Source organism: Photorhabdus africana, assembly GCF_035181445.1.
In the GTDB taxonomy this organism is placed as follows: Bacteria; Pseudomonadota; Gammaproteobacteria; order Enterobacterales; family Enterobacteriaceae; genus Photorhabdus; species Photorhabdus laumondii.
The window spans coordinates 163,415-178,444 of the sequence record NZ_JAXBVE010000004.1 but is presented as its reverse complement, the minus strand read 5'-3'; the positions used below and the strand labels follow the sequence as shown (position 1 = coordinate 178,444).

12 protein-coding genes, 1 pseudogene and 1 riboswitch are annotated in these 15,030 nt (G+C 40.5%); of the genes and pseudogenes, 9 read left to right on the top strand and 4 right to left on the bottom strand.

From position 1 onward, the window contains the following. The first annotated feature begins 13 nt into the window (after positions 1 to 13). Positions 14 to 1,267, top strand: coding sequence for an NADP-dependent isocitrate dehydrogenase (gene icd, locus SLS51_RS03900; protein ID WP_323835718.1), 1,254 nt, complete (start codon positions 14 to 16; stop codon positions 1,265 to 1,267). 119 nt (positions 1,268 to 1,386) lie between these two features. Next, a complete protein-coding gene (locus SLS51_RS03895) occupies positions 1,387 to 1,698 on the top strand; it encodes a hypothetical protein (RefSeq protein WP_323835716.1) in 312 nt (103 codons plus the stop codon). 277 nt (positions 1,699 to 1,975) lie between these two features. Here the strand turns inward: SLS51_RS03895 and SLS51_RS03890 are convergent. Then, a pseudogene (locus tag SLS51_RS03890) lies at positions 1,976 to 3,467 on the bottom strand (IS1634 family transposase). A gap of 2,668 nt (positions 3,468 to 6,135) precedes the next feature. On the opposite strand from SLS51_RS03890, the gene SLS51_RS03885 reads away from it, so the two are divergent. Both SLS51_RS03885 and SLS51_RS03880 read left to right on the top strand, forming a co-directional pair. Continuing rightward, positions 6,136 to 7,599, top strand: a complete 1,464-nt coding sequence (locus tag SLS51_RS03885; protein WP_323835714.1) for an alanine/glycine:cation symporter family protein — start codon at positions 6,136 to 6,138, stop codon at positions 7,597 to 7,599. A gap of 376 nt (positions 7,600 to 7,975) precedes the next feature. Further along, complete coding sequence (locus SLS51_RS03880; protein WP_323835760.1) at positions 7,976 to 8,794, top strand: N-acetylmuramoyl-L-alanine amidase; 819 nt, start codon at positions 7,976 to 7,978, stop codon at positions 8,792 to 8,794. A gap of 437 nt (positions 8,795 to 9,231) precedes the next feature. Here SLS51_RS03880 and SLS51_RS03875 read toward each other — a convergent pair whose 3' ends face one another. Further along, on the bottom strand, positions 9,232 to 9,660 hold the full coding sequence (locus SLS51_RS03875) for a DUF805 domain-containing protein (RefSeq protein ID WP_323835711.1): 429 nt from the start codon (positions 9,658 to 9,660) through the stop codon (positions 9,232 to 9,234). A 136-nt stretch (positions 9,661 to 9,796) separates the two neighbouring features. On the opposite strand from SLS51_RS03875, the gene SLS51_RS03870 reads away from it, so the two are divergent. Continuing rightward, on the top strand, positions 9,797 to 9,928 hold the full coding sequence (locus SLS51_RS03870; RefSeq protein WP_323835709.1) for a hypothetical protein: 132 nt from the start codon (positions 9,797 to 9,799) through the stop codon (positions 9,926 to 9,928). A gap of 72 nt (positions 9,929 to 10,000) precedes the next feature. After that, positions 10,001 to 10,495 carry a DUF2165 family protein gene (locus tag SLS51_RS03865; protein WP_323835707.1) on the top strand — a complete coding sequence of 165 codons (495 nt, stop codon included), beginning with the start codon at positions 10,001 to 10,003 and terminating at the stop codon, positions 10,493 to 10,495. A gap of 170 nt (positions 10,496 to 10,665) precedes the next feature. Here SLS51_RS03865 and SLS51_RS03860 read toward each other — a convergent pair whose 3' ends face one another. Continuing rightward, entirely contained in the window at positions 10,666 to 11,049 is a 384-nt protein-coding gene (locus SLS51_RS03860) for a helix-turn-helix domain-containing protein (protein WP_323835705.1), read from the bottom strand. A 316-nt stretch (positions 11,050 to 11,365) separates the two neighbouring features. Here SLS51_RS03860 and mgrB point away from each other — a divergent pair, with 316 nt between their 5' ends. Together mgrB and SLS51_RS03850 are read left to right on the top strand one after the other, a co-directional pair. Further along, positions 11,366 to 11,509, top strand: a complete 144-nt coding sequence (gene mgrB, locus SLS51_RS03855) for a PhoP/PhoQ regulatory lipoprotein MgrB (protein ID WP_112877748.1) — start codon at positions 11,366 to 11,368, stop codon at positions 11,507 to 11,509. Positions 11,510 to 11,803: 294 nt separating this feature from the next. Next, positions 11,804 to 13,183 (top strand): amino acid permease, encoded by a 1,380-nt coding sequence (locus tag SLS51_RS03850; protein ID WP_323835702.1) that lies wholly within the window; start codon positions 11,804 to 11,806, stop codon positions 13,181 to 13,183. Between the two features lie 192 nt (positions 13,184 to 13,375). Here the strand turns inward: SLS51_RS03850 and pagP are convergent, their stop codons facing one another. Continuing rightward, positions 13,376 to 13,999 carry a lipid IV(A) palmitoyltransferase PagP gene (pagP, locus tag SLS51_RS03845; protein ID WP_323835700.1) on the bottom strand — a complete coding sequence of 208 codons (624 nt, stop codon included), beginning with the start codon at positions 13,997 to 13,999 and terminating at the stop codon, positions 13,376 to 13,378. 602 nt (positions 14,000 to 14,601) lie between these two features. Here pagP and cspE point away from each other — a divergent pair. Continuing rightward, positions 14,602 to 14,811 carry a transcription antiterminator/RNA stability regulator CspE gene (gene cspE, locus SLS51_RS03840; RefSeq protein WP_011147003.1) on the top strand — a complete coding sequence of 70 codons (210 nt, stop codon included), beginning with the start codon at positions 14,602 to 14,604 and terminating at the stop codon, positions 14,809 to 14,811. 114 nt (positions 14,812 to 14,925) lie between these two features. Beyond that, positions 14,926 to 15,018: riboswitch (TPP riboswitch) on the top strand. The last annotated feature ends 12 nt before the right edge of the window (positions 15,019 to 15,030 follow it).

Genomic DNA, 15,030 nt, shown 5'->3' with positions numbered 1-15,030 from the left:
AAAGGAGAGGTTAATGGAAAGCAAAGTAGTTATTCCGGCGGAAGGTAAAAAAATAACAGTCGACGCTAAAGGTAAACTGGTTGTTCCGAATAACCCGGTCATCCCTTATATCGAAGGGGATGGGATTGGTGTCGATGTTACCCCTGCAATGTTGAAAGTTGTTGATGCAGCGGTTCAGAAAGCCTATCAGGGTGAGCGTAAAATTTCCTGGATGGAAATCTACACCGGTGAAAAATCGACTCATGTATACGGTAAAGATGTTTGGTTGCCGGATGAAACGTTGGATCTGATCCGTGAATATCGCGTCGCCATTAAAGGTCCTCTGACGACGCCGGTTGGTGGTGGTATTCGTTCTCTGAACGTAGCATTGCGCCAGCAATTAGATCTGTATGTTTGCCTTCGTCCTGTTCGTTATTACCAGGGAACGCCAAGCCCGGTCAAACAACCTGAATTGACCGATATGGTTATTTTCCGTGAAAACGCGGAAGATATTTACGCCGGTATTGAATGGAAAGCGGGGTCTGTTGAAGCGGATAAAGTGATCAAATTCCTGCAAGAAGAGATGGGCGTGAGTAAAATCCGTTTCCCACAGCAATGTGGTATCGGTGTGAAACCCTGTTCTGAAGAGGGCACTAAACGCTTAGTTCGTGCTGCCATCGAATACGCAATTGATAATGACCGTGAATCTGTCACTCTGGTTCACAAAGGCAACATTATGAAGTTCACCGAAGGTGCTTTCAAAGACTGGGGTTATCAGCTTGCTCGTGAAGAGTTCGGCGGTGAACTGTTGGATGGTGGTCCTTGGGTAAAAATTAAGAATCCGAAAAACGGTAAAGAGATCATTGTCAAAGATGTCATCGCAGATGCGTTTTTACAACAGATTCTGCTGCGTCCTGCCGAATATGATGTTATTGCCTGTATGAACCTGAATGGTGACTATATTTCTGATGCACTGGCTGCTCAGGTTGGTGGTATCGGTATTGCTCCGGGAGCAAATATCGGTGATGAATGTGCTCTGTTTGAAGCGACTCATGGTACAGCACCTAAATATGCCGGTCAGGATAAGGTGAATCCAGGTTCTGTGATTCTTTCCGCTGAAATGATGCTGCGTCACATGGGGTGGACAGAAGCCGCAGATCTGATCGTGAAAGGTATGGAAGGCGCGATTGCGGCGAAGACCGTGACTTATGATTTCGAACGTCTGATGGAAGGCGCTAAGCTGCTGAAATGCAGTGAATTTGGTGACGCGATTATTCAGCATATGTAATCTGTCATCTTGCGAAAACTTCACGGTAGCGAATGCTTCCGTGAGGTTTTCTAAATTTTGCCAGTGAGTGTATACTGAAAGTAATATTCGTTTTGTCTAATAGAGAGAGGGAGTAAAAAATGAGTGGCTCAGATGATAAAAAAATAGAGTTTAATACGAGCGATGTACTGAATGCTCTCTTACACCGAGGGCAGAATATGCAACATCTTGCAACTCAGGAAAGTGTTGATAATCTGCGCCGTGAGACCGAGGTTAACTTCGAATCTATAGATAAACGTTTCGATGTTATGGATAAACGTTTTGAATCTATAGATAAACGTTTTGATAAACTTGAAGGTAAATTTGATCGACTTCAATGGTTTATTGTTGCGGCGGCTCTGGCATTGCTATTCAAAGAGTATATTTTTAAGGCGGCGGCTGTTATCCAGTAACTTGCAGTAAGGTTGCAAGTGCAAGTTACTGTCAGCTCATCCTTGCATTTGCTATTTTCTCCTCTTTTTCATTGCTTTTTGGCTACGGTATCTCCCAGTTCGCACTGAAACGGTCTGAACTGTGTTGAATTTCTTTGCTCTAATAACCCATTATTATGAAGCCATATTCATGAATCATTCATGTTAATACACCGAAATTTGATTGATAACAATGTGTCGTTTTTGCCCTTTTTCTAATGAATGTTAGTAGAAACAGATCCGACATTCCGCACCCAATTCAGGAATAAAAAGACTCATACAATTGACCCAATATTTTCAACAGGTCACTTTGGTACGGTTGTATACCCGTTACCCGCCGATGCTCTTGAAATTCGAAGGTATTAATCCCTTCAAAGGTTAAAAATACCCAACGGGTGGTGGGCGATTGTGTCTGCCGGTTTTTTCAGATACAGGGAAGAGGTCAGGAACTCCGGCTTTTCAGAAACCGGAAGCCCCGCTCAACCTTTTGCTGGGCTTTGTAATTGGCCAGCAAAGTTTCCATATCAGGGGCTTCCTCGTCCATGTCGTTGGTGGCGAGAATAAACATCCCCACCTGGAGTCTGGCATCGGCGGCTTTATCCAGCTGGCTGTAAGCCCGGCCCGATAGCTGATAATGAATCTGAGAGCGTTTATCTTTCGCCGGACGTCCACGCCCCTGATAAGTCACGATTTCCTTCGCCTCGGAGCGTCAACAGCGAGAAACTGGCAGACGGATTCAAAATCACGCAGGGCATGTAACGCATCTTCCTTGCAGGCAAACGCTTTTTTGCACAATTTTTCAAACAATTTCAGCTCTTTTTCCGTTAATTTCAGGGGGGTTTTTGCGAAAGCCTGTGCTTCACGTTGCGCGGCAGCCGTACTGCTGAGCAGTAACCAGCGTTGCGGGACCCCGCCATAATGGGATTCAATCCAGCATCCCGCGTAACCTTCGGTAAAAGGCTGTAGCTGGCGGGTATTCACGTTCCGCAGCGGCTGTTTAGCTTCCTTAACCGTTAACGGCACGCGGGTAATAATGCGTTGTTTTTGTTGATGGAGAGAAGATATTGCCGCTTCACTATACAGCGCGGCATCCGCGACAAAATAGCAGCTGTTTTGCGCCGCTTTCAGACAACTAATAGGGTGTTTTGTGACTGCCGTGAACGCTTTGGCATCGTTGGTATTCCCACTCATCTCCTGCATGTAAACCGGTATCCCCGCCTGATTTTCACAAATCAGCTCAAGGATAACCTGATTGAGGTCGGGGCGGTGGTCACGACTGTAACCCCGCACCAGTTCAATGCGCTGAGTATCCTCATCGGACGATGACTTGTACTCCCCATCCACGTGGAAACTCGTGATATCAAGATGCACAGAATCCGATTTTATTCCTAATTTATCAATAACCTGCTCAGCAAGCACCTGATAAACCTCCGATACGCCAGCCTCATATAAAGCATCCAGTGTACGGCCGGGGACATCGTCATTGAGGTGCTCTGCGTCAATACCGGGGGACCCATCAAGCGTTCAATAGGCTTATGCCTGAAAAACCCGGAAAACATATGGAGTGTCCGGCTGTGAAATCCCAGCCCGTTGAGGATCATTGCAAGAAACGCCTCGCCGTGAGAAACAGTATGCTCTGCGTATTTTGGGATAATGGCATCAATCATACGGGGTAATCCGGCTTCATTGCAGAAAGCGGCGATAAGCCCCAGGTGCTCAAGACGTTTAATGACAGGCTCAGGTATGGACATAGTGACTTTCCGGCAAATAAAAGTAATCGATCAAAATGCGCGATCGCCGTCAATCTCATTGGCGCTCCAAAGATATAAAGCGTGCGTAAGATCACACTATTTTTAAATCAGGAATGAGGTGCGGAATGACGGGTATATGCTTAGGCTTGACTCCCCGTTAACAGAAGAACTTGTACGGTTCAAAGAACGGGTTGGAAATTTGTACCACAATGTTTATTGATCTTGGTAGGGGGAAAAGGGCTTTAAAACTCTGCTAGGACTTAAAAGTGCAATTCGCAATCTTCTAAATTTGTAGAGAATTGCGAATTTTTGACAAATATTTGGCTATTCTTTTCCAATAATCCGATGAGCGTTTTCATGCCAACCAAAGTAGGGGACTTAAGATTCCTATCTTGAGAAGGAATTGGATGATTAGCTTGGTTTGATGAACGATAAATAGATACACCCGTTATCTTTCAAGCTGCCTCTGTGTTGGTTGCACTCACTCCAGTCACATCGTTATCTATGCTTCCAGGGATTCGCTCCTTTGCCGTCTCGATGCATCTTGAAATCTATAGGGTATATGAGAAGTTAAAACTGGATAGTTAATTTAATAGCGTGTAAAAATCTTTATTGTTGGTGTATCTAGGCAAAAACCGCTAACGGGAGTTTGTTCTCCCGCTGGTTTTATAACTGTAAATAAAGTACTTACTGTATAATATTTTAAATGTTATTATTTAGTTATTGTTTTTCCTTATTAAGAATTTTTTCATACTCCTCCCAAACGACAGATAATGGTGAACTTAAGCAACAAATGGATATTGAACCTCCTGATGGAGGGTGATATTCATATTTAGATCTCCCACGATAGACTCTTATAGGTAAATTGTTATCAGTGGGATTCTTCCTTTTTCTTCTTAACATCATTCATAACCTCAACGTATATTGTTTAAATTATGCATTTAGAATAAAAGTGAGATATTTATACAATATTAACTTCATAAACATATTTTTTTTGTAAAAGATAACAAATGAAAATATTAGCAGTAGATAATAAAAGATCCAGTTTTATGTTGCATATGAGAGAATTTTTTTCATATTTTTCACATAATAGTTTTTTTTGAAATGATATTTTAATGAAATTAAAACATAATGTTAATATAATGTAAAGTAAAAATTGGTTTTAACTAGGCATATACCCAATGGATCTCAAGATGCATCGCGACGGCAAGGGAGAGAATCCCCGGGAGCATAGCAAACTATGTGACCGGGGTGAGTGAGCGCAGCCAACAAAGAGGCAACTTGAAGGATAACGGGTATAGTTGGGTTAAGCTGTCTCTAACTGACCATCACGGTAAATTGTCAAAGTAAAGCTTTGCGTTTTTGTGATTTATCCAAGACATCTGTGCTCATGGTGTTCGGTCTTAGGGAAATTTAAAGTGGTAATATCATTGTAATGATTTTGGTTTGCAGTGTACCTGATTTTACTTAGAATTCTGTTGCTCATTCAGAAAATTTTCTACAAATTTTGTTAAAGGTTTGGTCTATCTGGCAGGTAATCAAAGTACTGCTCGATCTTTTATAAAAAAGGATCTTATTATCTCGGCTTTATTGTTATTTTAATCCACTTGTGGAGATATTAGACAATCATCTTATAGAGAATAGAATAATGGGAACGATTAGATATATGTTTGAATATATTCAGAGAATATACCCAATGGATTTTAAGATGCATCGCGGCGGCAAGGGAGCGAATCCCTGGGAGCATAGATAACTATGTGACCGGGGTGAGTGAGTGCAGCCAACAAAGAAGCAACTTGAAAGATGACGGATATAGATAAATAGGCAGAAATGTATTCGTTATAATCAAATAAATAAGCGGGGAACATTCGTTAAAAACTTTTTAATGCTAATGATAACTTAACACAAATAGCTGAGGGGAAAATATCATTTGTTCTTGTGATTGAGGAAGCCTACAAATAAATGTCAGATATAGGTTGAGATGTTTATTAGTTTTTTGAATGTTATGTTATTTATTGGGATGATATTTCCTACATTGAGTATATGTGTTGGCATTTCATTGTGATTCGATAAGTGAATTTTTTTATCTTTTTGATTTCTAACGTCTTATGTGATAAGTGTCACTATGCAAAATTTTCTAAATTAATGAGGATTTTTTTGTTAAAGCTGATAATCTGCTCACAAAATTAATCACAATATCTTATTTTTGAATTTTTTTTCTTGATATTAATGGGTTGTTGATTTAATTAACAAGCGGCTCATTGGTAGAACTTCTTTTACTTGTGTAAGAGCTAGAGTAACGGGTTTCATATATGTAGCTTGTTGTAAGTCACAGCCGTTGTGAATCACTGATAGGAGGCATAGCCAAAAGTGTATGAAGTGACTGACGGGCAATAGCCGATTGAATGACATATCTATTAACTATCAGTCAAAAACAGTACACCAAACATTCATTTAATCTGATGGATAATGTAAAAAGGTCAGTAAACATTACACATTAATTTCAAACTTGTGTTACATTTATAGCGTTTTTCTGACCAGTATCTCTGTGTTTTCTTATACAGCATTGTGTTACTTGTTAATTATAAAGGCATATTAAGCGCAATGAATTCTGCCGGATACGATTTTATGGTCAGACTGGGTTTACTAATTTAAGGGGAAAAATATCTTGACGGAACTAATTAGCTTTTTTAACAGTATCCTTTGGGGCTCCGTATTGATTTATCTTCTTCTTGGGGCTGGTATTTACTTCACTATACGTACAGGTTTTATACAGATCCGTCATTTTGGGCACATGTTTTCAGTATTGAAAAACAGTAAAAAATCTGACAGTGCAGGTATTTCATCATTCCAGGCCCTGTGTACCAGCTTAGCTGCACGGGTTGGTACCGGTAACCTTACTGGTGTGGCAATCGCCTTAACGGCTGGTGGGCCTGGCGCCATTTTTTGGATGTGGATGGTTGCTCTGATCGGAATGGCAACCTCTTTTATTGAGAGCACACTTGCCCAGCTGTACAAGACAAAAGACGATAAGGGGAATTACCGCGGTGGTCCGGCCTACTATATGGAAAAGGGGCTTGGAGTACGCTGGATGGGCGTGATGTTCTCCATATTTCTTATTATTGCTTTTGGTCTGGTATTTAATGCTGTTCAGGCAAATTCCATTGTTCAGGCTGCTGCTTTCGCATTTGATTTTGATCCTTTGTATGTTGGCATCGGTTTGGTGATTTTTAGCGGGGCCATTATTTTTGGTGGCTTGCGTTCTATTGCTCGGGTTGCAGAATTAGTTGTCCCTTTTATGGCGATAGCTTATCTGATCTTGGCGTTTTGGGTCGTCGGGCATAACTTTGAACGAATGCCAGAAGTGTTTGCATTGATTTTCAAAAGCGCATTCGGTTTGCAGGAAGCCGTTTCAGGAACCGTTGGTTATGGTGTTGCACAGGCGATGACACAAGGTGTTCAACGTGGGTTGTTTTCAAATGAAGCCGGGATGGGGTCAGCACCCAATGCTGCGGCTTCTGCTTCTCCATATCCTCCTCATCCAGCATCTCAGGGTTATGTGCAAATGCTAGGTGTTTTTATGGATACTCTGGTTATCTGTAGCGCGACGGCTGTTATCATCCTGTCATCGGGTGTGCTTGATGGCAATATTTCAGGAATAAGTGGAATAGAATTGACTCAGCGGGCATTATCTTCCGCTGTCGGTGATTGGGGATCTGAATTTATTGCATTGGCTATCTTCTTTTTCGCATTCACATCAATCATTGCGAATTATGCTTATGCTGAAAGCAATATCGTATTCCTTGAACGTAATCATACTGCGGGCTTAATGATCTTACGTCTGGCGGCGTTGGGTATGGTGATGTTTGGTGCGTTGGCTGAATTGCCTTTAGTTTGGAAAATGGCTGATTTGTCTATGGCATTGATGGCAATTACCAATCTGACCGCTATCTTGTTGCTTTCTGGCGTCGCATTTAAACTTGCAAAAGATTACAACCAACAGAGACGCGTCGGTAAGTTACCGATATTTGATATTAATCAGTATCCTGAAATTCAGAAAAAGGTCGAAGTTGGTATTTGGGAAGAAACGGCAACTCTTGCCAAATCGAACCAAGTGGCTGGCCACAAGTGAAATGCTAGAACAAAGTATGGTGAGTACGACTTAACAACATAGCGGCTGATAGCCTTTCATGTTTCACTTGTTATTTCTGCCTTATTTCCATCTATATCCTATGGATTTCAAGATGCATTGCGGCGGCAAGGGAGCGAATCCCCGGGAGCATAGCGAACTATGTGACCGGGGTGACCGAGTGCAGCCAACAAAGAGGCAACTTGAAGGATAACGGGTATAAATTATGGGAATAAGGCATTTTCATTTATGCTTTGTGTCAAGAACAAAACCGATAGTTTTATAAAAAAATCATGTAAAACATAAATTTTATTTTGTATTCATTTGATTTCTTTGTGTTATTATATTTCTTTCAATTAATAGGTGGGACAGGGAAATGATGAAGAAGATCATATTGGTTGGCTTATTTATGCTATTGGCGGGGTGTTCCAGTCTGGAAGATCGGGGCGCTTATAAAGTTGATAGCTCTTTTCCTTCACAAGGGCAAAATGACAGAGTAAGGTTTTTGGTGTTCCACTATACCGCTGTCGATGATAAAGATTCTTTACGTATACTCACTCAGGGCGGTGTTAGTGCTCATTATTTGATCCCATCGTTACCGAATTATGTGAGAGGAAAGCCTGTTATTCTGCAACTGGTTCCTGAAGATAAGAGGGCATGGCATGCTGGTGTCAGTGGATGGAATGGTCGGAAAGATTTGAATGACACTTCGATTGGCATTGAAATTGTTAATAAAGGATTTACGGAAATGCTACTTGAGAAAGAGTGGTATCCGTTTAATGAGCCGCAGATCGATCTCTTAACGCGTTTGGCGAAAGATATTATTCAACGTTATGGCATTGAACCTATTAACGTCGTTGGTCACAGTGATATCGCACCTTTGAGAAAGTATGATCCAGGCAAACTTTTCCCTTGGAAGAATTTGGCTGAGCAAGGTATTGGTGCATGGCCTGAAGATGCAACCGTTGAAAAATATATGGCTGGCAGAAAATGGCATGAGAGGGCTTCTGTTGAGTTAATTCAGAAAACATTGGCTAAATATGGCTACACCATTCCACAAACGGGTGTGCTTGATGAAGATACTCGTAAGACCATCAGTGCATTCCAGATGCATTTTAGGCCAGATGACATCAGTGGTAATCCTGATGCACAAACTGAATCAATAGCTCTGGCTTTGGTTGAGAAATATAAAAAGTAGTTTTTAGTATCTTGTGAGATCGTGCCATAGAAAGAGCTTTATTGGAGTGACTTTTATGGCATGGTACCTATACCCGTTATCTTTCAAGTTGCTTCTTTGTTGGCTGTACTCACTCACCCCGGTCACATAGTTTGCTATGCTCCCGGGGATTCGCTCCTTTGCCGCCGCGATGCATCTTGAAATCCATAGGGTATATACCCGTCATCTTTCAAGTTGCTTCTTCGAATTTGCCTTCATTTTGCTTTAACTTGTCATTACAGATTATCTCGGCAATTATTGATTACATCTTTCTAGCTGTCACTGTTTTAACGCACGATTGCTTTTATTATGTGAATCCAAGCAGTGTATATAAATAATCGTCGCTTTATTTTATAATGACTATTACTAGTTTAAATAATAGTCAGGTTAAATGAAATTTTTGTGATATGGAGAAAACATTACTCTTTATTATGATTTTTTCCGCTTGGCAGAATAAATGCAAGAATAATCCCAATTAGGCTGATAAGTGGTGAATACATTATTATTTTGTTGGGAAAATAGTTTGGTAAGACACTGCATAGATAGATAAAAATAGAGATTAACCAGCCATATAACCCCACGTCATTAAATCTGTAAGCTGTTTTCATGATTAAATAGCAAACCGTAGCGAAGGAGCACATTGCCCATAAACCAATAGAGATCATGTACAGCCACACTGAAAACTCATATTGCATATGGGCGGCATAATTGTTGTCTGCTAGGTAACCAGAGAGAAAGATTAATATTCCGAAAATAACTGCTATTTTAATAAAACTAATAATATAATCTTTTTTACTCAATTTTTGACTGAAATAGCTTTTTATTGCACTAACTGGAGAATCGTCCATAAATAATAGTCAGGTAAATAATAATGGAGCAGATAATAACTGATCTAATGATGGTATGAACAGAAAAATATCAGTCAGACATGAGATGGGAATATTTTAAACGTAATTTTAAGATTAAATTTGTGGAAATAAGGTGATGGTTGTTAAATTATATGATATACCCGTTATCTTTCAAGTTGCCTCTTTGTTGGCGGCACTCGTTCACCCCGGTCACATAGTTCGCTATGCTCCCGGGGATTCACTCCCTTGCCGCCGCGATGCATCTTGAAATCCATAGGGTATAGTTTTGTGTTCTTTATGATCTTTTTGGCGCTTAAACCATTCTTTGAGGACTTGACAAATGATTATTCGCTTATCTAAGACTTTGATGATTTTTGCAATAGCTTTGCTTACGACATTAGCGGCTTTTGGCAATATTACAGACTATGCGACTAATTTCGCATTTGTACAGCATGTATTAATGATGGATACTATTTTCCCAGATACAACTATTACCTATCGTGCAATTCATTCACCGTTGCTACACCACATTGGCTATATTGTCATTATTTCTTTAGAAACTTTAACGGCAGTGTTATGTTGGATTGGCGGTATTCATTTACTGGTAAATTTAAAAACTAACGCTGCTGTCTTTAATAAAAAGAAGTCTATTGCGATAGCTGGTCTGACCTTGGGATTCTTGACTTGGCAGGTGGCATTTATGTCAATTGGTGGCGAATGGTTTGGGATGTGGATGTCCAAACAGTGGGATGGTGTGTCTAGTGCTTTCCGTTTTTTTATCACTATCATTCTGGTGCTGATTTATTTAATTCAGTATGACAAAGAACAAGAATAAGAATATACCCTATGGATATCAGGGATGAAATATCAAAGGTACTGGCATCAGGGTTGTCCGTTTTTCAAATTCATGTTAACGGAAACCAAGTACCGTTAAATAATTCGACAGAGCTCTCTGTCCATTTAACCATGAAATCCAGAGAGCTTTGTTGTTCTCTGGTTATCGTGTCACGAACAGTTAGTAGTGAAATGCAGAGGTAATTTAACTTCGAGCTCAATCTCTGGATTCTGCCGGAAATCATAGGGAGTTATGCCATACTCTTTGCGGAACATATAAGTGAAATGAGACTGAGAGCCAAAGCCGAAATCTAAGGCGATATCAAAAATAGGCGAAGCGCTGTTTCTTAAAAGATGAACAGCGCCGGCCAGGCGTCGCTGGCGGATATATTTACCAAGAGAAATTCCGGTGACTTCCTTGAATATTTTCTGCATGTGCCAAAGCGAGTAACCGGAGTAAGTTGCCAGTTCTTCCAGGTGGATTACCCGGCCAAGGTGATTCTCAATCCATTTACTGAGAGCACATACAAGTGCTAAGTGATTATCCTGTGGCATTAACAATTTTGTTCTGGTTGAAAGTGAAAGGAAGTATACACAACTTTTTCTAAAGATGACAAAGCCTTGACATAACGATTTAAATTGTAACTGAATGTGACAATTGATTTTTTTGTGATAGTGAATAGAATCCACATAGTTAGTATTTGTTTAAATGCGTTCTGATTACATTGTTAGCATGCATACTGTTGCCGGTTCGATTTTTTCACAATGAAAGCACAGGATGAATATTTTTCTTGTTTCATTGCTGTAAAATATCATTTTCCAACTTTATTCTTAACGTATTGCGTTCTGACCGAACTTGAAGGAAATAGAATTGGACATAAAAAAAACCATTGCAATCTTAGTATTACTTGGAATATGTCTGTTCTTGTACCTGCTAGCTTTGGATAGCTATTGTGATCAGGGGGAACAGTTTGATTCAGGTATTTGTTCTGTGACTCGATACCTGCCTTTCTGATTAGTTGCTGATACTCATCAGCCATTTTCCCATCATATATCTGTGCTAACATATATACCCAATGGATTTCAAGATGCATCGCGACGGCAAGGGAGTGAATCCCCGGGAGCATAGATAACTATGTGACCGGGGTGAACGAGTGCAGCCAACAAAGAGGCAACTTGAAAGATGACGGGTATATCTTCAATATCCACCCTTTAAAGCTAGTGTTTTGTCTGCTTTGAATAAAGCAGATAATGGGAAGCGGTTGTTTTCCCACTAATAACAAGATAGAAGTTGTATCAAGAGGACAAGATGGCAGGACAATCGCAGCGGTCAACACTTAAACGCGGTTTAAAAAACCGGCATATTCAACTTATTGCTTTGGGGGGGTCTGTCGGGACTGGGTTGTTTCTCGGTATTGCCCAAACTATAAAAATGGCAGGTCCCTCTGTAATTTTAGGCTACGCTATCGCAGGCTTTATTGCATTTCTGATTATGCGTCAGCTAGGAGAGATGGTCGTCGAGGAGCCTGTAGCGGGGTCGTTTAGTCATTTTGCGTATAAATATTGGGGCGATTTTCCCGGGTTTTTATCAGGCTGGAATTATTGGGCGATGTTTACTCTGGTCGGAATGGCTGAATTAACGGCTGTGGGAATGTACATCCACTATTGGTGGCCTGATATTCCAACCTGGGTTTCTGCAACCGTCTTCTTTGTTTTAATCAATACGGTAAATTTAATTAATGTCCGGTTATATGGTGAAACAGAATTTTGGTTTTCCATCATTAAAGTGACCGCAATTATCTGTATGATTGTTTTTGGTGCTTACCTGTTAGTCAGCGGAAATGGCGGGCCCCAGGCCAGCATTACTAACCTTTGGCAGCATGGTGGCTTTATGCCTAATGGGATCTCCAGCCTTATTCTGGCCATGGCTGTCATCATGTTCTCTTTTGGTGGATTGGAGCTGGTGGGCATTACCGCAGCCGAAGCGGAAAATCCACGTATCAGCATTCCTAAGGCCACCAATCAGGTGGTATATAGAATATTGATTTTCTATATTGGTTCTCTGACTGTGTTATTGTCGCTTTATCCGTGGGGCAATGTCGTTGAAGGTGAAAGCCCATTTGTGATGATTTTTCATAACCTGGATAGTTTCTGGGTGGCTAACATTTTGAATATTGTTGTCCTAACAGCGGCATTGTCCGTTTATAACAGCGGTGTGTATTGTAACAGTCGGATGCTGTACGGTTTAGCAAAACAAGGCAATGCGCCTGGAATGCTGATAAAAGTTAATGAAAGTGGTGTTCCTATCAGAGCCATTGTCATGTCTGCTTTGGCAACGTCGATTGGCGTATTGATTAATTATGTGATGCCGGGTAAAGCATTTGAGTTATTAATGGCGTTGGTGGTAACAACGCTGGTGATTAATTGGATCATGATCTGTATGGCGCATTTGAAATTCCGGGCAGAAAAAGTTAAACAGGGGATAGAGCCGTCATTTAAGGCATTCTGGTATCCATTCGGTAATTATCTGTGTCTGGTTTTCCTTGCTTTTATACTTGTCATTATTTTGATGATGGAGAGCATCCGTATTTCAGTCATCCTGATGCCATTCTGGGTGGGGGTATTGTGGATCGGGTTTTTAATGTCCCATTCTCGCCGTGATAAAATGAAAATAGAGGGGCAGGGATAATATCTATACCCTATGGATTTCAAGATGCATCGCGGCGGCAAGGGAGCGAATCCCCGGGAGCATAGCAAACTATGTGACCGGGGTGAGTGAGTGCAGCCAACAAAGAAGCAACTTGAAAGATAACGGGTATATCTGGATTATCACTATAAAAATACCAAGCTGATGTCACGCAGCCTGGTATTTTTTATCCGGTTACCACTGCCAGCGTAACCAAGCGAAGAGTACATTTCCGTTGTTATATGTGCCGGGAATGTACGTCCCTTGAAACGATAACCGATCATATTCTATGGAGAATAACGGTAATGGGAGTGGAATAGGGACATAATAATAATCATGACGAGCGGTAACGCTCAGCGTGAAACCAATTCCCATTCGGAAACCATCTAAATCGCCGGGTATCCACATCTTCTGAAATCCATAGCCAACGATGGGTTCCAAACGGTTATGAGAATCCATAAAAGCCATTGCATAAAGGGAATGCCAATCGTTGTCTTCATCGTAACGATATTTACCATAGCCGAAACCCCAAGGCCGCTCATTATATTTATCGGTCTTCTCTTTATCGTAGGTATGTCTGTTATGCCAAGTAATTACCGGCAGATAGAGCTCATTGTCGGGGGCATCCCAGGTGAGAGCGACATTATTGTTGAATTTTTCCCATAAACTGCTCGAATTGTTGCCATAACTGATCGGTGTGTGAGATCCAGTAGTTGTTAATGATTTGTTAGCAGTATCTGCTGTTGTTGCAAATACTGTCCCAGATGAGACTAAAAGAGCGGCTGATAGGGTACAGGCTGCGGTTAAATCAAACTTCATTATTTATTGCTCCAATTTCCCGACGACATGAATTGGGAAGATTCTTTGTATTACGTAAAATATGACAAACATCTAAATTCAGGAATTCTACTCTTGCTATTTTCAATAAAAGTTAAACAAAAAATTAATATTAAGATGTGATAGGTATTAACTGGGTGTATTTAATACTGATATTTTAGTTGACTAATATTGTGGGAGTGTGTTGATTTTTTCTTTTACTCAAACAGTAGAGATGGGTCTCTATGACCATACGATAGATATAAAAAAGCTAATAATAAGACAGGCAAAATAAATTAAAGTTATTTATGTTATCAGGGGTTTTGTTGAGTGGATAAACTGTGAGCTAATTAGGATAACCTTGGGTTTTCAAATTTTTGCAGCTATGTTAAACAATAATTGTTGTTAAGAATTTTAAATATGTGCGTTAGCTCCATAGCTGATAAAAAATGGCTTGCCATCATATTAAGAATATGTGATAAATCGTTCGGGTAAACGAGGTAGGGTTCTGTTATACGGCTTTGTTAATAGCAGCAACTTGCTCTAGTTTTTATGTTGCGCCGAACGGCGAATTAGAATTAAGTGATCCAAAGGAAATTCTTAAAATGGCAAAAATCACTGGTACTGTAAAGTGGTTCAACGAATCTAAAGGTTTTGGTTTTATTACTCCAGCTGATGGTAGCAAAGATGTGTTTGTACATTTCAGCGCTATTCAGAGTGAGGGTTTTAAAACTCTGGCTGAAGGTCAAAAAGTTGAGTTTGAAATTCAGGACGGTCAGAAAGGTCCTTCAGCAGCAAATGTTACAGCAGCATAACTTCTTTTTGTCAATCATTTTGGATTGACGAAGTAAATTTGTTGTCTGTTTGATTTTTTATTGGCAACAATGATATACCGATATCACCCTGTTAGTTATCTGATAGGGTGTTTTTGTTTTGGCTCGGGGCGCTCTTCACAGAGCTGAGATGAACCCGTAATACCTGATCTGGATAATGCCAGCGTAGGGAAGTCAAGGTATCTTTTCCTGATATACCTG